General features: G+C 44.1%; 17 protein-coding genes. 7 read left to right on the top strand and 10 right to left on the bottom strand.

The genetic code is table 11. The features are described from left to right. Positions 1 to 84: 84 nt before the first annotated feature. The 7 genes from G460_RS0117540 (at position 85) to G460_RS22080 (ending at position 9953) form a co-directional block, all read left to right on the top strand. On the top strand, positions 85 to 1131 hold the full coding sequence (locus G460_RS0117540) for a sugar-transfer associated ATP-grasp domain-containing protein (RefSeq protein WP_026956585.1): 1047 nt from the start codon (positions 85 to 87) through the stop codon (positions 1129 to 1131). 182 nt (positions 1132 to 1313) lie between these two features. After that, positions 1314 to 3059 (top strand): GMC family oxidoreductase, encoded by a 1746-nt coding sequence (locus G460_RS0117535; protein ID WP_026956584.1) that lies wholly within the window; start codon positions 1314 to 1316, stop codon positions 3057 to 3059. Between the two features lie 3 nt (positions 3060 to 3062). After that, entirely contained in the window at positions 3063 to 3770 is a 708-nt protein-coding gene (locus G460_RS0117530; RefSeq protein ID WP_026956583.1) for a gluconate 2-dehydrogenase subunit 3 family protein, read from the top strand. Positions 3771 to 3859: 89 nt separating this feature from the next. Further along, positions 3860 to 5047: a hypothetical protein gene (locus tag G460_RS0117525; RefSeq protein ID WP_035464649.1), complete on the top strand. Its 1188-nt coding sequence runs from the start codon at positions 3860 to 3862 to the stop codon at positions 5045 to 5047. After that, entirely contained in the window at positions 5044 to 6177 is a 1134-nt protein-coding gene (locus G460_RS0117520) for a hypothetical protein (protein WP_026956581.1), read from the top strand. The genes G460_RS0117525 and G460_RS0117520 overlap by 4 nt, the downstream gene beginning before the upstream one ends. After that, a complete protein-coding gene (locus tag G460_RS0117515) occupies positions 6174 to 7349 on the top strand; it encodes a hypothetical protein (protein WP_026956580.1) in 1176 nt (391 codons plus the stop codon). The genes G460_RS0117520 and G460_RS0117515 overlap by 4 nt, the downstream gene beginning before the upstream one ends. Positions 7350 to 7442: 93 nt before the next feature. Further along, complete coding sequence (locus G460_RS22080) at positions 7443 to 9953, top strand: WD40/YVTN/BNR-like repeat-containing protein (RefSeq protein ID WP_051316097.1); 2511 nt, start codon at positions 7443 to 7445, stop codon at positions 9951 to 9953. A gap of 181 nt (positions 9954 to 10134) precedes the next feature. On the opposite strand, the gene G460_RS0117505 is transcribed toward G460_RS22080, so the two are convergent. From G460_RS0117505 to G460_RS0117460, 10 genes are all read right to left on the bottom strand, one after another. Next, positions 10135 to 10734 carry a porin family protein gene (locus G460_RS0117505; RefSeq protein WP_026956579.1) on the bottom strand — a complete coding sequence of 200 codons (600 nt, stop codon included), beginning with the start codon at positions 10732 to 10734 and terminating at the stop codon, positions 10135 to 10137. Between the two features lie 79 nt (positions 10735 to 10813). After that, the gene (locus G460_RS0117500) at positions 10814 to 11185 is read right to left on the bottom strand and encodes a response regulator (RefSeq protein WP_026956578.1); all 372 of its coding nucleotides are present in this window, start codon (positions 11183 to 11185) and stop codon (positions 10814 to 10816) included. Between the two features lie 118 nt (positions 11186 to 11303). Next, on the bottom strand, positions 11304 to 12689 hold the full coding sequence (locus G460_RS0117495; protein ID WP_026956577.1) for a sodium-dependent transporter: 1386 nt from the start codon (positions 12687 to 12689) through the stop codon (positions 11304 to 11306). 41 nt (positions 12690 to 12730) lie between these two features. After that, positions 12731 to 13648: an SDR family oxidoreductase gene (locus tag G460_RS0117490; RefSeq protein WP_026956576.1), complete on the bottom strand. Its 918-nt coding sequence runs from the start codon at positions 13646 to 13648 to the stop codon at positions 12731 to 12733. Then, positions 13638 to 14483 (bottom strand): peptidylprolyl isomerase, encoded by an 846-nt coding sequence (locus G460_RS0117485; protein ID WP_026956575.1) that lies wholly within the window; start codon positions 14481 to 14483, stop codon positions 13638 to 13640. Before G460_RS0117485 ends, G460_RS0117490 begins: the two co-directional genes overlap by 11 nt. Next, positions 14480 to 15415, bottom strand: a complete 936-nt coding sequence (hemC, locus tag G460_RS0117480) for a hydroxymethylbilane synthase (RefSeq protein WP_026956574.1) — start codon at positions 15413 to 15415, stop codon at positions 14480 to 14482. The genes G460_RS0117485 and hemC overlap by 4 nt, the downstream gene beginning before the upstream one ends. After that, positions 15412 to 16320 carry a 30S ribosomal protein S6--L-glutamate ligase gene (gene rimK / locus G460_RS0117475; protein ID WP_026956573.1) on the bottom strand — a complete coding sequence of 303 codons (909 nt, stop codon included), beginning with the start codon at positions 16318 to 16320 and terminating at the stop codon, positions 15412 to 15414. The genes hemC and rimK overlap by 4 nt, the downstream gene beginning before the upstream one ends. A gap of 5 nt (positions 16321 to 16325) precedes the next feature. Next, the gene (locus G460_RS0117470; RefSeq protein WP_026956572.1) at positions 16326 to 16760 is read right to left on the bottom strand and encodes an ATP-dependent zinc protease family protein; all 435 of its coding nucleotides are present in this window, start codon (positions 16758 to 16760) and stop codon (positions 16326 to 16328) included. Position 16761: 1 nt separating this feature from the next. Further along, positions 16762 to 17904 carry a DNA polymerase III subunit gene (locus G460_RS0117465; RefSeq protein ID WP_026956571.1) on the bottom strand — a complete coding sequence of 381 codons (1143 nt, stop codon included), beginning with the start codon at positions 17902 to 17904 and terminating at the stop codon, positions 16762 to 16764. A gap of 8 nt (positions 17905 to 17912) precedes the next feature. Next, on the bottom strand, positions 17913 to 19109 hold the full coding sequence (locus G460_RS0117460) for a GlmU family protein (protein ID WP_026956570.1): 1197 nt from the start codon (positions 19107 to 19109) through the stop codon (positions 17913 to 17915). Positions 19110 to 19177: the final 68 nt, after the last annotated feature.

Genomic DNA, 19177 nt, shown 5'->3' with positions numbered 1-19177 from the left:
ATACCAAATTTAATGATGAAATTCAATTTTTAATATTCAAAAGTGATTTTAGCTAAATTTTGGCCACTATAAAACTTTCTAAAAATGTCACTCAAAAACTTGGTCAGAAAATTACTGGTCTCTTGGAACCGGCATAAGCATTACAAGAATTGGCATCGCTATGATCATTACACAGGATTAAAAAGTAAAAACGAAAAACTGCTTATTGAAAATGGGTTTTACCCCAGTGATTCCATTATTTACGATTTCGATAGATTTGGATTTGATGCATTTCTGAATCAAAGGGATTATAAAATTCTTAATCATCTAAATGGAGTAACTTCCCAACTGATAGACAATAAAGCATTCTTGCCAATTATTCTCCAAGGGATGCCCGAATTCCTACCTGATTTTTTTGCTTTTGTTTCTAAGGGAGTCCCAAAATTTACCAGAGGAGGAAACACCTTACAAAGCAATTCGGAAGACCTTTTGAAGAACGCTCTTGAAGTACATGATAAAATCATTATCAAACCTGCTTCCGATTATGGCGGCAAAAACATCTTAATAGTCGGAAGAGAAAATTTGCTCGAAGGGATTCAAAAAATTAAAAAAGGAGACCATGTAATCAATAATTATTTGGAAAATGAAGCCTATATCAAGGCTATTCATTCAGGCTCACTGAACACTTTCAGGGTGGTTTTTTTTAAAAATAAAACAGGAAAAAATGAGATTCTGATGATCGCTCATAGGTTTGGGAACTCACTCACCAAATCCGTGGATAATATTTCCAGGGGAGGCCTTGCATGTAGCATAGATTTAAAATCAGGAAGATTTTCAAAGGCTTGTTCTTATGTCAATCCTTCCCATATTGGATGGTATGACAGACATATGGAATCAGAAGCATTAATTGAAGGTATAACTGTCCCAAACTGGGATAAAACGAAAGCAGATATCCAAAAAATAGTGGATGCTTTAGACTTTATAGAATTTGCAGGCTTGGATCTAGCATTCACTACAAATGGGCTTAAGGTTATTGAAATAAACTCTAAACCTCAGGCTCAATTAATGCAGGTTGGGGGTCCTGCTTTTAATAATCAAGGCTTTAAAGAATTCATGTTTTCGAAAGGTTATAATCCCAAAGGGAAGAGTTGATTCTTCCCAATTTTGGTACTGAAACTCATTCTATCTAAGTAAAATTCACCTTATAATTTTTAATGATTTTAAATTAGCTCAATTCCACTCCATTCGCCATGATTTTTTGCTTTTGGACACTTTTATTTTCTTTCAACTTTTTTTTTGTTTTAAATTTTGAACTTCATTAAAAAATTTTGGAAATGAGTTTTCAGATCAAAGAAACTCCTGACAATTACGATGTGATCATCGTAGGATCTGGAGCAGGTGGAGGAATGGCCTCCAAGATCCTTTCCGAAGCTGGCCTTTCTGTAGCTGTAGTTGAGGCGGGCGGAGACTTCGACCCAGCAAAGGACGAGGACAGGACGCAATTGAGGCCACCATGGGAATCTCCAAGAAGAGGCGCCGGCACCAGAATCAGACCTTTTGGCGATTTTGACCAGGCTATCGGCGGCTGGGATATCGAAGGAGAACCCTATACCCATAAAGACGGAACCAAATTCGACTGGTTCCGATCCAGAATGGTCGGCGGCCGTACCAATCACTGGGGAAGAATTTCCCTGAGATTCGGTCCCAATGACTTCAAAAGAGCAAGTATAGACGGTTTGGGAACTGACTGGCCTATCGGCTACGAGGATCTGAAGCCGTATTACGATAAAGTGGATAAACTGATCGGGGTGTTTGGTTCCAAAGAAGGAATCTACAATGAGCCGGATGGATTTTTCCTTCCTCCTCCCAAGCCTCGACTGCATGAGCTTTTCCTCAAAAAAGGAGCTGACAAGGCTGGTATGCCGATGATCCCAGGTCGTCTTTCTATGCTGACCAGACCGATCAACAATGAGCGTGGATCTTGTTTCTTCTGTGCCCAATGTAACAGAGCATGTATGGCCTATGCGGATTTCTCCGCTGGAACCTGTCTCGTACACCCAGCGATGAAAAAAGGCAAGGTGGATCTTTTCACTCATTCAATGGTAAGAAAAGTCACCACTGACGCAGCTGGGAAAGCAACTGGTGTTTCTTTCGTATCCAAAATCGATATGAAAGAATACAAGCTGAGATCCCGAGTCGTGGTCTTAGGTGCTTCTGCCTGTGAGTCTGCCCGTATCATGATGAACTCAAAGTCCACCACCCATCCAAATGGAATCGGTGCGGACTCAGGAGCCTTGGGGAGATATCTACATGACTCCACCGGTGCGGATCGTATGGGAATCATTCCTGATCTTTTCGAGCGTGAGCGCTACAATGAAGACGGTGTAGGCGGCATGCACATGTACACTCCGTGGTGGCTAGACAATAAGAAACTAGACTTTGCCAGAGGATACCACATCGAGTATTGGGGTGGTATGGGCCAGCCATCTTATGGCGCTGGCGGCGGCATGGACACCATGAGAAAATACCTCAAGGATGAGTTTGGCAACCCAAGTCCAAATGGTGGCTATGGGGAAGGTTTGAAAAAAGACATCAAACGTATCTATGGATCGACCTTGGGTATGTCAGGTCGTGGAGAAAGCGTACCTCGCTACGAAAACTACTGTGAGATCGATCCTAATGGAACGGTCGATAAATATGGTATTCCTGTTTTGAGATTCAACTACAACTGGACTGACCAGGAACTCAAGCAAGCCAAGCACATGCATGATACCTTTGAGGAAATCTTGACCAATGCAGGGGCTATCCTTTTGGGATCTAAGCCAGGTCCTGAATCAAATTATGGATTGCATGCACCGGGTCGAATTATTCACGAAGTAGGTACCACCCGTATGGGGAGCAGTCCAAAAGGATCTGTCCTGAACTCCAACTGTCAGGCACATGACTGTAAAAATCTATTTGTAGTGGATGCAGGTTCATTTGTCTCTCAAGCAGATAAAAACCCAACTTGGACCATTTTGGCCTTGTCCTGGAGAACCTCAGATTACATAGTCGAGCAATTGAAACAAAAAAACATCTAAGCCATGAACAGAAGAGAAAATCTCAAACTACTCTTTACAGGCTCTATTGGAGCGGGCTTGTTGATGACCGGATGCGAGCCTGAGCAGACTCAGATCGCTCAGACTCCCATTGCCTCAGGCGGCACGATCGGCGGCAGGACTGAAGAGGAGAAAATCCGGGATGCCAAGTTGCTTTCTGAGAAATTTTTCACAGAAGAAGAACGAAAAAAACTGGATACACTGGCAGATATCATTTGTCCTGCTGACAGCGAGTCTCCGGCAGCTACCGAGCTGAAAGTGACAGATTTCATCGACTTCATGATGGTGGATCAGCCGGGCAATCAAACTCGTATGAGAGGAGGATTGATGTGGCTGGATTTTGAAGCTGACGAGAAATTCGGCAAGCTTTTCAATGATCTATCCAAAGATCAAGTCATGGAAATCGTGGATTTGGTAGCCTGGCCTGACAAGGCTGCACCTGAATATGAAGGTGGTGTGCGTTGGTTTAACTTGGTAAGAAACATGGTTTGCTCGGGATATTTTTCTACCGAAGCAGGCTGGAAATACTTGGACTACCGTGGCAACACCCCCAATCAGTGGGATGGCGTACCGCAGGAAGTTTTGGATAAGCACGGACTCGCAAATCCAGAAAAATACAAGGATCTCTATCCGACGGCCGAAAACCGCTCCAAAATCGCAGAGTGGGACGAAGACGGCAATCTGCTAGGATAAACATCAAAAACTCAGTCATTTCGGCTGAGTTTTTTTTTATTGTTTCAGTTGGATCACTATATTTCTTCTTCCAACTATTGCCTTCTTGTATGAAAACTACTTTTTCCTGCTTTGCTATTCTCCTTCTATTTTTTTGCGCCTGTAGTGCTCCGGAAGAAAAACAGGAAACTACTCCCTCCATCATCCAGTTTGAGCTCCGCGATTCACTGGATCTTGATTTCTTGGGGTCGCCAATTTTAGCATCTGTCAATCCAAATGGAAACCGCTTGGCCTTTTTCGATTATCCTTCCCGAAAAATTATCATCTCAAATGGTACCGGAGAAATTCTTGACACCCTCTCCAAACAAGGTGATACCCCAGATTCTTACGGCTTTATGATCGACCTTCCTGTGATTTATGAAAATGACAAACTCATTCAGGTTGGGATGAATGGAGTTTTCATCTACACTCAGCAAGGCGAAATGCTCAAAAAAATCAAGCATCCTGAAGATATGGGCGGAGCCGCTTTTATGTCAATGACTGGAAAGACCTCTAAACTTGTTCAGTTTGACGGAACTCCTTATCTGCTGATGGGCTCTATCCGAACTCGCGACACCTATGCCGGGGAGCAGAAATTCTACGACACCCACAAAGCTGTGGAACTGGTCAACTTGGAGACAGGCGAGGCCCAGGACTTCGGTCCTTTTGAGGAAGGAAGTATGTTTCTCAATGGAAAAGGCTACATCCAAAGTGACTATCTCCCAGCCTTTGCAGAAAATAATGGGAAGCTTTACCTCTCCCATGGCGGGGAACCCAAGGTGTGGATTTATGATTTTTCACCGACTGAGGCAGTACTAGACACCGCGATTTCACTGGATATCCCCAATTTATTTCCGATCGAGGGAGTGGATCGGCAAGAGCTTTCGAAGGGAAGCTATTCTATCAATGGAGGCAAAGCTGCAATCCGAAACATATTCGTTCTAGAGAACAAACTGCTTGTTTTGTACAATCCAGGTATAGACCCTATAAAAATGGAAGAAGCGGAAAAGCTATGGATGGCAGGAGAAGAAGAAGAAGCGGAAGCTTTTTATGAAAGGCTCGAAAAGGAAACACCTCCGGGTATCTTGATCTATGATATCCAAACCCTCGAATACCTAGGAAAAATAAATTTCCCAGAACCCACCCAAACAGGTGGATTTACAGCAGATGAGCAATACCTCTATTTTCAAAAAAAGCCCAATCCAGAAGTTGAAGAGGACTTTTTGAGAGTTTACAAATACAAACTGACACAAGAATGAAACAAAGCTACTTTTTAGCAATCGGGATTATACTGACATTTTTATCCTGCTCCTCTCCCAATTCCGACTCTTCAAAAAGCAACTCAAACGAATGGGAGTTGGTAATAGTGGATTCGATCCAAGTTGATCATTTGGGAAGTGTAGATGGTGGTGAGTTCCGAAATGGTAAGGGGGCAATTTTTGACTTTAAAATAAATAGTATAGTTGAGTTTGATGAAACTGGAAAAATCCTAAATCAGCAATCATATCCGCATGAAGGTCCAGGAGCGGTAGTATATCCCACAACCCTTCGATATGACGAATCGGGAAAATTATTTGGGATGAGCTTCTTAAGCTGGCTTTATGAATTCAATTCTGACCTTACGCTTAAAAAACAAATAGACATGCCTTTTTTATCTATATCAAATGATGGTATGTCATTCGGCCGAAACTTTGAACCGTGGAACAACCACATCATCGCATGGTACCCTGGGCGTGATGGAGCAAATCAATATGACCCTTTTTTCTTTAGAGATCATTTTCTATTAGAAAAACTAAACCTCACGACAGGCGAAGCAGAACCAATCGTAAAGCTGCCCAATACTTCTCGATATTCCACTGACACCTATTATGAAAGAGCTCATTTGCGATTTGGTATAGAAGACAATATTCTCTATCTGGTATTGAATAATGAGCCATTAATTCATAGCTACGATTTGTCAGACGGAGTCAGGTACATCAAAACTATTACTTTTTCTCCTTCAGTTTTCTATGACAACGGAGAGCATACGAAGGCTTATGAGTACATTTCCATGAATCGCATGCTCGATGCTCGGATTTCAGGATTCTATCCTCGCCATGACGGAATTTTTGTCACATACACCGAAGGAATTAGCGAAGAGATTTTTACTCAGAATGAATTAAAATTCCCCAAAAACTTCCCCAAATATGGTGAATTCCAAAGGCATATTTTGAAGTTCATGAATACCGATTCTATTTGGTCCAATGAAATAATCATTCCAAATACAATTGACCAGATTCTGAATATTGAATCATTAGCTAAACCATTTTATGCCCTCCGAAACGATGAATACATCGGCGAAGAGCAGGATTATCTCACTTTTTACAAACTAAAACTGGTACAGAAATGAAAAACTACCTTGGACTAATACTTTGCAGTCTCACACTTTTCTCCTGCGGAAAATCAGATTCGGAACAGGCAAAATCCAGCACTCCCCTTTCAGAGCAAAATCTCAAATTTGAAATCTACGATTCCTTGGTTGTAGATTATCTGGGAAATCTGGTCTTGATGGATATCAGTCCAAATCTGGAGTCTTTTCTGCTGTACGATCAAAGTTCCGATTCAATCTTCGTCACTGATAAATCTGGAAGCATTCTCTATCAATTTCAAAAGTCAGGCGAAGGGCCAGGAAATTACAACGATGGACGGTACGGAAAAGCGGTTTTTATGGATAACTCCAATTTTCTGATTCCCGCCACATCCGGGATTTTCCAATATTCTCTGGATGGAACTTTCGAAAGACAAATCAATCCTGAATTCAAGTACCTTCCAAGTTTAATCATTTCATCTGGGAATAGCCTTACCCTAAAAGATGGCCAAGGATATACTAATTATGGAGGGAGATATTCGGATGAGTACGGACGACAGGGAATAGAATACCAGCAAAACGCCACCCTGCTGGAGAGGGTGGATCTGGAAACAGGAGAGTTCACACCAGTCCTGCCTATACCCAAAGAGTCAAAATTCTCAAGCTCAGAACTCGCGTATAATAATTTCTTCTTTTATCCGCTGTGGCAAATTCAGGATGACTCCCTTCATCTGACTTTCAAAAATGAGCCTAAAGTTTTCAGCTATTCATTGGAAGATCTTTCAGCTCCTAAAAACGTAAAAACCATCCCTCTGCCCACTTTTTTGGAATCAACACCAACAGGTAACACAGTAGAAAACAGTTTCAATCTTGAAGATCTATTTCTAGGAACTATCAATAGTCTAAATTTGACAGAAGACAATGAGTTTCTAATTGATTACCTCTCCGGTCTAAGCAAGGAGGAGTATAATCAATCTATGGAGGCAGTTGGAGGAGACATCAATAAGATCTGGGGAGAAGCAGAAAAACTAAATACCGGTGGCTACATCGTTTTTGATGGCAGATACATCAGCCCCATCATAGAAAAACCTGAGCTTTTGGGTCAGTTGAGTAAGTTTGTCTCAAAAGATGAAATCTGGTTTTCGTTGGACTTTGAATCAGCCGAAAACGACTACTCTGTCATCTACAAAACCCGGATAGTTCCAGTCGATTAAACCATTCTTCTATACTTGCATCCTCCCAGCGGGCATTTCCATCCAGATTTGCCCGCTATTGGTTATATTCCACTTCTCATCAATCCATCACTTATGAACAAACGCTCTACTTACCTGATTTTGGCTGCGGCAGGTCTTTTTTCCTTAGGAAATCTGCAAGCCCAAAGCATCAAAGCCACTTCCGAAAAAGCACTGCTAGAATCTGTCGAAAAACACAATCAACTACTTGCCTCAAGCCCTTTGGTAGATTTCAAAGCCAAAAACGTGGGACCTACCAATATGTCGGGCAGGATCGTGGATATAGAAGTAGCCCAAAATCCAAATACCTTTTATATCGCTGCTGCCTCTGGGGGTGTCTGGAAAACTGAGGACAACGGTCAATCCTTCACTCCGATTTTTGATGGGCAAAGCGCTCTGGGGATCGGTGACATGGCTCTTTCTCCATCTGACAATTCTATTCTTTGGGTAGGAACCGGCGAAAACAACTCCAGCCGATCCACCTACGCAGGGTCGGGGGTTTACAAATCCACCGATGCCGGCAAGACCTGGGAATTTATGGGCCTTCCCAACACACATCACATTGGACAGATTCAGATTCACCCAACCAATCCGGATATCGTGTGGGTTGGAGCTATGGGCGGACTTTATTCAAAAAACAAAGAGCGCGGGCTTTTCATGACGACTGACGGAGGAAAATCCTGGAAAAAAGTCCTCTACGTGGATGATAATACCGGGGTCATTGACATCAAAGTTCATCCGGAAAATCCGGACATTCTCTTGGCGTCTACCTGGGAGAGATTTAGACAGGCTCATGATTTCATCGGAAATGGAAAAGGTTCCGCCATCTGGAGATCTGAGGATGGAGGGAAGAACTGGAAAAAAGCCGTAAGTGGATTTCCGCAAGATGAATTTGTAGGAAGAATCGGGTTTGATTTCGCACAGAGCAATCCCGATGTAGTATACGCCCTACACGATAGTCAAAAACCAAGCGAGGGAAGCTCTTCTTCTGGGTTCCGACGCAGAGGCCAGCAAGAGGAAAATCCTTTAAAATTTGAAGATTTCAAAGATCTCTCAGTAGCAGATGCAATGGGGCTGGAAGACGACCGCTTGAATTCCTTCCTAAGAAGAAATCAATTTGCCAGCAAATACACAGCTGCTGAAATCAAAAGGCAGCTCAAAACTGGCAAGATCAACACCACTCAAATCGCCAACTACAACGGGGATTTGGAAAATGCCAACGAAGCCCTTTTCAATGGATCGGTAGTCGGAGCAGAAGTCTATCGCTCAGAAGACGCTGGTAAGTCTTGGACGAAAGTCTCCGAATCAGATATCAGCAGACTTTACAATACCTACGGCTACTACTTTGGTGAGATCCGGGTAAACACACAAAATGAAGATGAAATTTTCGTATTGGGTGTACCGCTTTTGGTTTCTAGAGACGGTGGTAAAAACTTTTCAAGAACAGACTCCATCGGCCGTCCACACTCTGATCACCAATCCATGTGGATCAATCCAAATGATGGCAAACATATCCTTTTGGGTAATGATGGGGGTCTCTATAGAAGTTATGGAGGGGGTTCTCGCTGGGACCATTTGAACACCCAAATGCCTATTTCCCAGTTTTACTCCATCATCACCGATAATGCTGCTCCATACAATATCTATGGTGGCATGCAGGATAATGGGGTTTGGTTTGGCAGCTCAGCCAATGATCCGGCAGATCCTTGGGAGTCCCTGATGGGAGGCGATGGCATGGTCGTAGCGGTGGATACACGAGACAACAATATCGTCTACACTGGATTTCAGTTTGGAAACTATTTCAGAATCAACAAGGAAACCGGAGATCGCAAGGGCATAACACCTGGGCATGACATCGGCAAAGAGCCTAATAGATGGAATTGGAGAACACCGGCTCGTCTCAGCCATCACAATCAGGACATCATTTACATGGGTTCCCAATACGTGTATCAAAGTTTGGATCAGGGAAGCACATGGACAACGATCTCACCTGACCTGACCAAGAATGAAAAGAGTGGAAATGTACCTTTCGCTACACTTACAGTGGTAGAAGAATCACCTTTTGAGTTTGGGACTATCTATGCTGGCTCGGACGACGGCAATGTCTGGATTACAAGAAACAATGGTGGAAGCTGGGAATCATTGAACGCAGGACTCCCGGAAGATCGTTGGGTAAGCTCCATTGCGCCATCCAAACATGTAGAGGGAGAGGTTTACATCACTTTGAATGGATATCGCTATGATGAGTTCAACACCTATGTTTACAAAAGCTCTGATTATGGAAAAACCTGGACATCGATCAAAGGAAATCTTCCTGATGAATCTACCAACATCATTTTAGAAGATGCCACAAACGCAAATATCTTGTATCTGGGCACAGATCATGGACTCTATGTGACTATCGATGGAGGCAGCCACTGGAATCTATTCCAGGGAGAAATCCCCAATGTAGCCATCTACGATATGGTGATTCAAAAGCAGGAAAACGACTTGGTAATCGGCACCCATGGCAGGAGCGTCTATGTGGTCGAGCTGGAGCAAATTCATCAATGGGCAAATCCAGAACTAAAAGTAATGGAGAAATAAAACAAGGTGACTATCCGCATCTGCACCCCCCAGCTTTCTTCCTGTGATAGTGAGTTTGGATGTCCGATGACTGAAGTTTCCATGACCGGATCTTCTAAGCTTATTCAGAAGTCATTTTATTCTGTTGGACTTGCAGGTATATTAAACAAAAAGGGCTGTCATTAGTGACAGCCATTTTTGTTTAGAATAGTCTGAACCCTACCGAAAGCACCCATTGGTTAAGCCGGTTGTCTGTATTGTAGGAGCCAATATTATCTGTCACTTTACTCAAGCCTCCTTCGTATTTTCCCTCCACAGACAGATTTCCGATGTCGACACCCAATCCTGCTTGGTAGCCAAAAGTAGCTCCTTTGAAATCAGCCTCATCCACTGTATCCACAGCATCCTCGAGCTTGGAATTGATATTCACACTGGCTATCGGTCCTGCCATTAGTCTGAGAACTTTGAAAAAGCGAAAACCTACCATGACCGGAATATCTAAACGGTTGAATGTCGCTTCGTAGTTTTCAGGCGCAGAGCCACCGGATACATCTCCCGGTACATAGGCAAACTCTCCTTTTGTCTGGGTGAAAAGCATCTCGGGCTGGACAAAGAACCCAGCACCTCCAAATCGTCCAAAAAGACCGATATGATACCCCGTTTGGGCGTCGGAAGGCACAAAATCCTCGTTGTCAAAATCGATTTTGGTACTGCTGAGGCCAGCTTTGATCCCGATGCCATTCTGGGAAAAGACAGGAATACTCAGACACAAGGCGAGAATAATCAGCGACAGTTTTTTCATAGTGTTGTTATAGTTGGTTAGAATTTAGTAACGAAGCGATTTCGAAAAAATTAGCAAAACTCCTGCCACCTATTCACACTCAATTCATCAGAGCGATCGCCTTTCTCTTAGCCAGCTCATGCAAATCCCAAAAATCTAGTGGCTTAGGCACCAAGGAGTCAAATGGGATTTGAGTCTTTTTCCTGTAAAATTCCACATCGCCGGAAGTAAAGCCAATCACCGGAATTCTCATAGTTCGCAAGCTGGTCTTCACTTTGAGCAGTAGCTCTACTCCATCCATCTCCGGCATCATGATATCTGTCAAGATGATCTGAAATGAAGTATCACGCTCCAAGAGCTCCAATGCCTCTACCCCATTATGTGCTAATACGACTTCGTCCTCAGACTTTTCAAAAATTTTCTTGAGGATCAACAGATGAACTGCGTCATCATCTACTACCAAAACTTTCATAAGTAAAAATATTACCTTTTAATATAGGAACTTTGGCAAAAAATCCACGCATCAAAAAAATCAAATCAACAAAAAAGGGAGTATTTCTACTCCCTTTTTTTGTTTTTCACGGTTGTTTTTATGCAGCTTGTGGCGCTCCAAACAATCCGATCATATTCAAAATCAACAAAATGATCACCACTGGACAGACCCATTTGATGAAAAACATCCAACCACTGCGGTAGACACCTGTGAAGCCAGGTGCTCCAAACTTCAGCTCATCCGCATAGTCCGAAATCTTCTGAGCCCATCCTGTGTATAGCGACAGCATCAAACAGATGACAATCACCGCAAACGTACCGAAGATAAAGTCCATTGCCCCGAAAAAGCCCTGGATAGGATTGCTAAGGAAATTGAAACTCAACTCAGCAAAGAAATTACCCTTGATATTGGACAAAGCAGATGGGATAGAAAGCAACATTGCAGCGATCCCAACGATCCAAGTTGCCTTTTTTCTACTCCATTTTCTATCATCAATTAAGTAAGCTACCGGCACCTCAAGCATTGAAATCGTAGATGTCAAAGCAGCTACCATCAATAGCAAGAAGAACAATCCTCCGATGATATTGCCGCCTGGCATAGCGTCAAATACTTTCGGTAATACGTCAAAAACTAAAGCTGGGCCTGCTGCAGGATCTTTACCCGGCAAAAGCGCAAACAAAGCTGGAAACACCATCAAACCACCCAATAGGGCTACCATGGTATCCATCCCTGCAATCCAAGCTGATGATTGGATGATATTGGATTCCTTAGGAAGATAAGACCCAAACGTAATCATCAATCCCCATCCCACTGACATGGAAAAGAAAGCCTGCCCCAATGCCTGTAATACTACAGTGGCATTGATTTTAGAGAAGTCCGGATTTAGATAATACTGAATACCTGCTTCTGCTCCCTCCAAGGTCACGGAGCGACCTGCTATGAAGATAATGATGATGAATAAGACAGGCATCAAAAACTTGGCAGCTTTCTCAATACCCCCAGAAACACCTCCTAATACAATCAATACTGTAAACAGAATAAAGATGAATGTAAGTGGAATTACATATTCTGGTGTCTGTACAAAGACTTCAAAGTCTACGGGAAGATTAATGATTTCTGTAAAAATATACCCGACGGTCCACCCTGCGATGACCGAATAGTAGCTAAACACAAAAAAGCAAACGACGACGCAAAGTACGCCAGCCAATTGCCAAAACTTGTTTCCGCCTGTTTCACGGATGGCCCCGATTGGGTTTTTCCCAGACCTTCTACCTAGCGCTATCTCATTGAATAGCAAAGGAATACCGATAAATAAGACACATATAATGTAGACGAACACAAAGGCTCCTCCACCATTTTCACCGGTTAGGTATGGAAATCTCCAAATATTCCCAAGTCCAACTGCAGAACCTGCCGCGGCCATAATAAAACCGAGACTGGATCCCCATTGTCCTCTACCTTCGGGGGTTGCACTAGCTGCCATAAATTGATGCTAAAGTTAAATTAAAGGGTATAAACTGCTTTTCACGAACGGGCTAAGATAATTTGTTTTGATAAAATACCAATTGCCGTTCGAAAAGTTTTAGGTTCAAAACCAAGGTCTTTTCTCGCTTTTTCGATGACAAATCCCGTCTTCAGGGGTCTTTTTGCAGGCTGAGTAAAGCGCGTAGAGTCAGTTTGCTTGATCAGTGCTTTATTCAATGCAAAAAAGTCAGCAACCTCCAGAGCCATTTCATAGGGAGTCATCATCTCAGCACCTGAAATGTGATAGATTCCAGTAGCAGTCTGCTCTGCTATCAGGATGCATCCTTTGGCGAGATCCTCAGCAAGCGTAGGAGTTCGATATTGATCGTCTACCACTTGAATTTCTTTTCCCGCCTCCAGGTTTTCTTTCACCCAAAGTACAATATTGGATCTGCTTAAGTCATGTGCTATTCCAAAAACCAGCACTGTTCGGGCTATAGACCAGAGACCTTTCATCCCTCTCACTATGGCCTCGGCCTCTAGCTTTGTCTCCCCGTAGTAGTTGACAGGATCAGCCTCCGCTTCCTCTGCCAGTGGGCCTTCCTCTCCTGAAAAAATAAAATCAGTAGAAACAAAAATGAAATGGCTTCCGGTATTCTCGGCGGCTTCGACCAAAGTTTTTGTAGCTAGAACATTGGCTCGGTAGCATGCCTCCTGATTGAGTTCGCACTGATCGACATGCGTCATGGCTGCACCATGGATAATCACATCAGGGGAGATATTCCGAATCTTCGCATCGACCTCTTCGGTATTTTCCAGATCCAAAGAGACATAAGTAAATCCATCTCCTGGCAACCTGCACTCTCCTCTTCCAGATGCAATCACCTCAAACTTCCCTTCTTCCACCAGCTGCTGGACCAGTTTCTGGCCCAATAGCCCATTTGCTCCTGTGAGGAAGAGTTTTTTCTTATTGCTCATCGCTGTATTGGTATCCGAACTCAGACTCTACTTTTTTTCTGGACATCTTTTCCACGCTGACTTTCATGTAGATCGGATCGAGCGGCTTATCTCTAGAGCCGGTTTGTGCCTCTGAGATTTTCTCAGCCACTTCCAAGCCAGAAATCACCTCTCCAAAAACCGTATACTCCCCATCTAGATGAGGGGTGCCCCCCACAGTAGTATAGGCCTCTTTTTCCGCCTCTGTGATCTCTTTGGTAAGGTTCAGCTTCAAAGCATCCTCGATTTCTATTCTCTTAGAGTACATCAGAGCCGTCAATGAGTCATACTCCCCCGCTTCGTACAGACGAATGTATTCGTCCCTGAGTGCTTCCTGACTCTTCAACTGCACATATTGCATAAAAGCCCTCTGAAGCTGCTCCATCTCTGTCACCAGCATCTCTTCGGTATAGACTTCGCCTAATACAATGTAAAACTGCGAACCGCTGGATCTCTTTTCAGGATTGATCCCGTTCCCTTGTCTAGCGGCTGCAATCATCCCTTTCTTGTGAAAATGATGAGGCAAAATCTCCGCTGGCAAGGTAGGCCATTCTTCAGCTGGCATTTCTTCTTTAGAGAAAACGTCTCCGCCCTGAACCATAAAATTACGGATCACTCTATGAAACTCCGTGCTATCAAATCTACCCTCCTCGGCCAGTTCGATAAAATTACTTTTGTGAGCGGGTGTATCATCGAAAAGCAACGCGACTATCTCGCCATAGCGCGTATCAATTCGGATCACCTGTTCTTTTTGACCGGCGCAAGAGCCCAACAAGAGCAAGCCAACCATTAAAAAGGAGAACAATCTTACTTTCATTTGTTCAATGTCAATTTAATCTGATCTAATATTTCTTTTCCTCCCGCAGCAAATACCTGAGAAGCTAATTCTTTCCCCAATTCCTCAGGATTTTCCGCACTTCCTTTGATCTCAAAAGAAATCCGCTTTTTACCATCCAGCGACACGATTCCTCCTTTGAGAGTCAACAACTGCTCATCCAGTGTCGCCAGAGCAAAAACCGGAATACTGCATCCTCCCTCCAGCACTCGCAGGTAGGCTCGCTCAGCCCGTAGTTTTAGAGATGTAGCTAGATGATTGCATGCCTCGATGATCTGATCTTTGATCTGAATGTCGAGTTTTTTAGCCACCTCAATCGCCACTGATCCCTGACCTACTGCCGGAGTAAACTCATCCAAAGATAGTTTCTCGACGATCTGATCATCATAACCCATCCGGTGTACGCCCGCATAGGCCAAAAGAAGCGCATCACAAAGCCCCTCTTCCATCTTTCGGATACGAGTTTGCAGGTTCCCTCTCACTTCTACTGTTTTCACATGAGGATAAAAATGCTTCAAGGTAGCCACCCTTCTAGTAGAAGAAGTCCCTAAAAGTAATGGTCTCGTAGCGTCAGCGATAGAAATATCTTTTCTAGATGAGAGCAAAACGTCATTTTCCATCTCTCTTTCTGTAAATGCAATGATTTCAAAATCCTCTGGCAGATTGGATTGCATGTCTTTGGCTGAGTGCACTGCGATGTCTATCCTGCCATCCAGCAGCTGATCTTCCAATTCCTGGGTAAAAACCCCCTTGCTCCCTATCTTGGAAATAGAGACATCCAGAATCTGGTCTCCCTTGGTATCAATGATCACGATCTCTGATTCCAGCCCAGCTTTTTGAAGCAATTCCTCTACATGATAGGCTTGCCAAAGTGCCAGCTTACTCCCTCTCGTACCGATTTTTATCTTTCTCATTGTTCATTGACCCTCCTGCTCGGGTTCTTTTTGGCTTTTTCTTCGATAAACCGAATGATCTCTCCGGCTATATTGATTCCTGTGGCTTTTTCTATTCCTTCTAGGCCTGGAGAGCTGTTCACCTCCAAAATCAAAGGCCCTCTATCCGACTGTAGCATATCGACGCCGGCCACTTCCAGCCCCAATGCTTTCGCGGCTCCGAGTGCCGCCAGCCTCTCTGCACGACTCAATTTGATCACAGTAGCCTTGCCTCCCCGATGGAGATTGGAGCGAAACTCTCCCTCCGCGCCTTGTCTCTTCATCGCTCCCACCACTTTGCCATTGACGATGAAAGCACGGATATCTGCCCCTTTGGCTTCTTTGATGAATTCCTGAACAATTATCCTTGCTTTCAATCCATGGAAAGCCTCGATGACAGACTGTCCTGCTTTTTTGGTCTCTGCCAGTACTACACCCAGACCCTGGGTTCCCTCGAGCAGTTTGATGATCAATGGAGCACCCCCTACGTGTTCGATGAGCTGCTTTTCACCACCTTTTGAAAAATTAGTAAAAGCCGTTTTAGGCATACCAAGTCCGGCTTTGGAGAGAATCTGCAAAGATCGAAGCTTGTCACGACTCCTGACGATCGCCTGGGAGCTCACAGAGGACACTGCCCCCATCAACTCAAACTGACGAACCACGGCAGTCCCATAAAAAGTGACCGAAGCTCCAATACGGGGAATGATCGCGTCGATCCCCGCCAGCTTGGTCCCTTTGTAAATAATCGACGGCCCATCTTGCTCGATGATCAGGTCACAGATACTGTGATCCACAATGATCGCCTCATGACCGGCTTCTTTGATCGCCTCCAATAGTCTCTTGGTCGAGTAGAGTTGGGGATTCCTGGATAGGATGGCAATTTTCATAAGAGTTACTTTCTGTAAGCTTTTGCAAGATTGATACCTGTCACATCCACCAAAAACCGTTTTCGGAGGATTTTTCTACCCAGTAAGATCGCATTTTTCATACTGGACCGATCCGTCAATGTCACTTCAGCCAAAAATCGCTCCCCAGCAAGTTCCATAGGAGTCTCTATCAGATAGCGGACTTCCCCCTGACCAAAGGAATTTTTGACTTTTTTTTCTCTATACCGGTCAAAAACCAGTTCATCTCCCGTATAGGCTTTGTGTCCGGGCAGCAGTAGTTGAAAAACCAAAACCGTCTTCCCATCACGAACCTCCGTACGGATATTTTCAGCATGGACAGAGCTCGTATAAGCTCCGGTATCCACTTTGGCCCAAACCAAGTGAAGCCCCAGTTCCGGCAAAGTGATTTTCTCTTTTCTTCCGATGATTTTCTTTTCCATCTCAGTCGATTTTGGCCATGAGCAGCACGATCTCCATGGAGAGGTCCGTAAAGATCAACTTGGCATTTCCATTTCTTTCCAGATGATAGTGAGCCTTGTTGAATAGCTCAAACAAGCCCGGAATATGATCCTCTGTAAGGACATTTCCACTGATTTTATTGATAAACTGACGATCATCTCCTTTCGTACGCAAGAGGGATTCTACCTCCACATTCTTGAGCATGATCTCTCTAAGAACATTGACACCTGTCTGCAAGATGGATTTTTGAGCCTCCTTGTCAAACTTGTGAAAGGCATCCGAGAGGGCAAAGATATCCTTGAATTGCTTCCCGTGGCAAAGTCTAAACCAATTTCTGATCCATACGACTTGCTGATCTTCTACTTGGTTGACCAGCCTGAGTGCCTCCCGTAGATTGCCATCCGCAATCATGGAGATCTGTGCAGCAGTCTGCTCATCCGCCAACCCTGCTTCCACCAAATAGTCGTGAATCTCCTGATCAGAAAAACCGCGAACCATGACCTTTTGAGTACGTGACAGGATCGTCGTCAGCAGTTGTTCTGCCTGAGTTGTGACAAGAATAAAAATGGTTTTCGGCTGAGGCTCTTCCAAGATTTTCAGCAAAGCATTGGCAGCCTGCTGATTGAGAAATTCCGCCCCCCAGATCATCATGATTTTATACCCTCCTTCAAAGGAAACCAAAGATAATGTCTGAATGATCTGCCGAGCAGCCCCCACAGAGATGTTCAACTGCTTCTTCTCAAATCCATTGAAATAGATATAATCATGAACGTTGCCATAGGGCTGTTCCAAAGCAAACTTTCTCCAATTGGCCAGATGATCGACTTTCTGATCCTTGTCATCCCCCTTATCGGACTCTTTGGCTTTCGCTATGACGGGAAATGCAAAATTCAAATCCGGCATCACCAGCTTAGCCATCCGCTGGCAGGCAGCACAAGTACCACAGGAATCCGTCTCACCGGGATTTTGACAGTAGAGATAGGTGGCCAAAGCCAGTGAGAGAGTCAAATTAGCAGAACCCTCCGGCCCATGAAATAGGAGTGCATGCGCCAAATGATTGTTTTTGACAGCATTGATCAGATGGGCTTTGGTCTCAGGCAAGCCTGGAATATCGGCAAATTGCATAACTCAGATCAGGTGTTTTTTTCCCAAATTCTATAGTTTTTGGAAGATTCAAAGAGCCGTTGATACAATTCCTCTTCCAGCTCTGTCCATTCCAGTTTGCGACGGGCCATGACAGCCTGGGCAGTTTCTTTGAATTTTGGGAATTGAAAGGTAGAAAATCCAGCCGCACCTCCCCAAGCAAAGGAAGGAATAAAATTGCGAGGATAGCCATCTCCGAAAATATTGGCTCCCACCCCCACTACCGTTCCGGTATTAAACATCGTGTTGATTCCACATTTAGAATGATCCCCCATCATCAGTCCGCAAAACTGCAAGCCTGTATTGGAAAATCCTCCCTTGATATAATCCCAGACTTTGACTGGGGCATAGTTATTTTTCAAATTTGACGTATTGGTATCAGCCCCGAGATTACACCACTCACCGAGGACCGAATTACCCAAAAAGCCTTCATGGCCTTTGTTGCTATACCCAAAAATCACTGAGTTAGACACCTCCCCCCCCACTTTGGAATGCGGGCCGACAGTGGTATCCCCTCGGAGCTTTGCTCCCATATTGACGGTACTGCCTTCGCAGAGAGCAAATGGTCCACGGATCAAGGCTCCTTCTTGGATTTCTGTGTTTTTGCCGATGTAGATCGGACCGGATTCCGCATTGAGCACGGCGGCACGTATGACAGCCCCTTCTTCCACAAAGATATTGTCGGGAGCGTAGATTTTGGTGTGAGGATCACCGATTGGCGCAGACTCCCGCTGAGCAGTAAGGAGTTCAAAATCCTCCCTGATCTGAGCGCCGTTGTATTGGAAAATATTCCAGCTTTTCTGCAAAAGCACAGGCTCAAATGAAATCTGAACCACCTCTTTTTCAGCCGCTTTGGATAGATTTTTTTCAGTCTCACCTATGTAGCTCGCCAATAAGACTTTGCCATAAAACAGAGACTGATTAGGCTGAAGTTTCGCTACACTTTCCCAAGATGCCGCATCTGGCAGCCAAGCTCCATTGATGGCGATATGCTCTCCTTTGGCACGGGGAAATTTTGCTTGGAGATAGTCTTGTGTCAAAAAAGAAACCGACCCTTGACTTCGTTTTGCCCATTTTTCCGAAATCTTCAGGATACCTACCCGGATATCCGCCACTGGACGTGTAAAAGTGAAAGGCAACAAGGATCCCCTGAAGGAAGGATCATCAAACAAAAGAATATTTTCCATGTGGCAAAAATAAAAAAGTCTCCCGGAATCCATGCTCCGGGAGACTTTTTAGCTGAAGAGCTGCAAGA

Origin of the sequence: Algoriphagus vanfongensis DSM 17529 (assembly GCF_000429465.1) — a bacterium.
Taxonomy (GTDB): domain Bacteria; phylum Bacteroidota; class Bacteroidia; order Cytophagales; family Cyclobacteriaceae; genus Algoriphagus; species Algoriphagus vanfongensis.
Note: the sequence above shows the minus strand (reverse complement) of the source record. Positions and strands in the feature narration are given on the sequence as shown.

What these genes read in the sequence shown, in the direction of transcription:
- G460_RS0117490 (WP_026956576.1), bottom strand. Translation starts at nt 13,648, where the DNA reads ATGAGCAATAAGAAAAAACTCTTCCTCACAGGAGCAAATGGGCTATTG.
- G460_RS0117460 (WP_026956570.1), bottom strand. Translation starts at nt 19,109, where the DNA reads ATGGAAAATATTCTTTTGTTTGATGATCCTTCCTTCAGGGGATCCTTG.
- G460_RS0117505 (WP_026956579.1), bottom strand. Translation starts at nt 10,734, where the DNA reads ATGAAAAAACTGTCGCTGATTATTCTCGCCTTGTGTCTGAGTATTCCT.
- rimK (WP_026956573.1), bottom strand. Translation starts at nt 16,320, where the DNA reads ATGAAAATTGCCATCCTATCCAGGAATCCCCAACTCTACTCGACCAAG.
- G460_RS0117465 (WP_026956571.1), bottom strand. Translation starts at nt 17,904, where the DNA reads ATGCAATTTGCCGATATTCCAGGCTTGCCTGAGACCAAAGCCCATCTG.
- G460_RS0117485 (WP_026956575.1), bottom strand. Translation starts at nt 14,483, where the DNA reads ATGAAAGTAAGATTGTTCTCCTTTTTAATGGTTGGCTTGCTCTTGTTG.
- G460_RS0117500 (WP_026956578.1), bottom strand. Translation starts at nt 11,185, where the DNA reads ATGAAAGTTTTGGTAGTAGATGATGACGCAGTTCATCTGTTGATCCTC.
- hemC (WP_026956574.1), bottom strand. Translation starts at nt 15,415, where the DNA reads ATGAGAAAGATAAAAATCGGTACGAGAGGGAGTAAGCTGGCACTTTGG.
- G460_RS0117525 (WP_035464649.1), top strand. Translation starts at nt 3,860, where the DNA reads ATGAAAACTACTTTTTCCTGCTTTGCTATTCTCCTTCTATTTTTTTGC.
- G460_RS0117495 (WP_026956577.1), bottom strand. Translation starts at nt 12,689, where the DNA reads ATGGCAGCTAGTGCAACCCCCGAAGGTAGAGGACAATGGGGATCCAGT.
- G460_RS0117520 (WP_026956581.1), top strand. Translation starts at nt 5,044, where the DNA reads ATGAAACAAAGCTACTTTTTAGCAATCGGGATTATACTGACATTTTTA.
- G460_RS0117470 (WP_026956572.1), bottom strand. Translation starts at nt 16,760, where the DNA reads ATGGAAAAGAAAATCATCGGAAGAAAAGAGAAAATCACTTTGCCGGAA.
- G460_RS0117535 (WP_026956584.1), top strand. Translation starts at nt 1,314, where the DNA reads ATGAGTTTTCAGATCAAAGAAACTCCTGACAATTACGATGTGATCATC.
- G460_RS0117540 (WP_026956585.1), top strand. Translation starts at nt 85, where the DNA reads ATGTCACTCAAAAACTTGGTCAGAAAATTACTGGTCTCTTGGAACCGG.
- G460_RS0117530 (WP_026956583.1), top strand. Translation starts at nt 3,063, where the DNA reads ATGAACAGAAGAGAAAATCTCAAACTACTCTTTACAGGCTCTATTGGA.
- G460_RS0117515 (WP_026956580.1), top strand. Translation starts at nt 6,174, where the DNA reads ATGAAAAACTACCTTGGACTAATACTTTGCAGTCTCACACTTTTCTCC.
- G460_RS22080 (WP_051316097.1), top strand. Translation starts at nt 7,443, where the DNA reads ATGAACAAACGCTCTACTTACCTGATTTTGGCTGCGGCAGGTCTTTTT.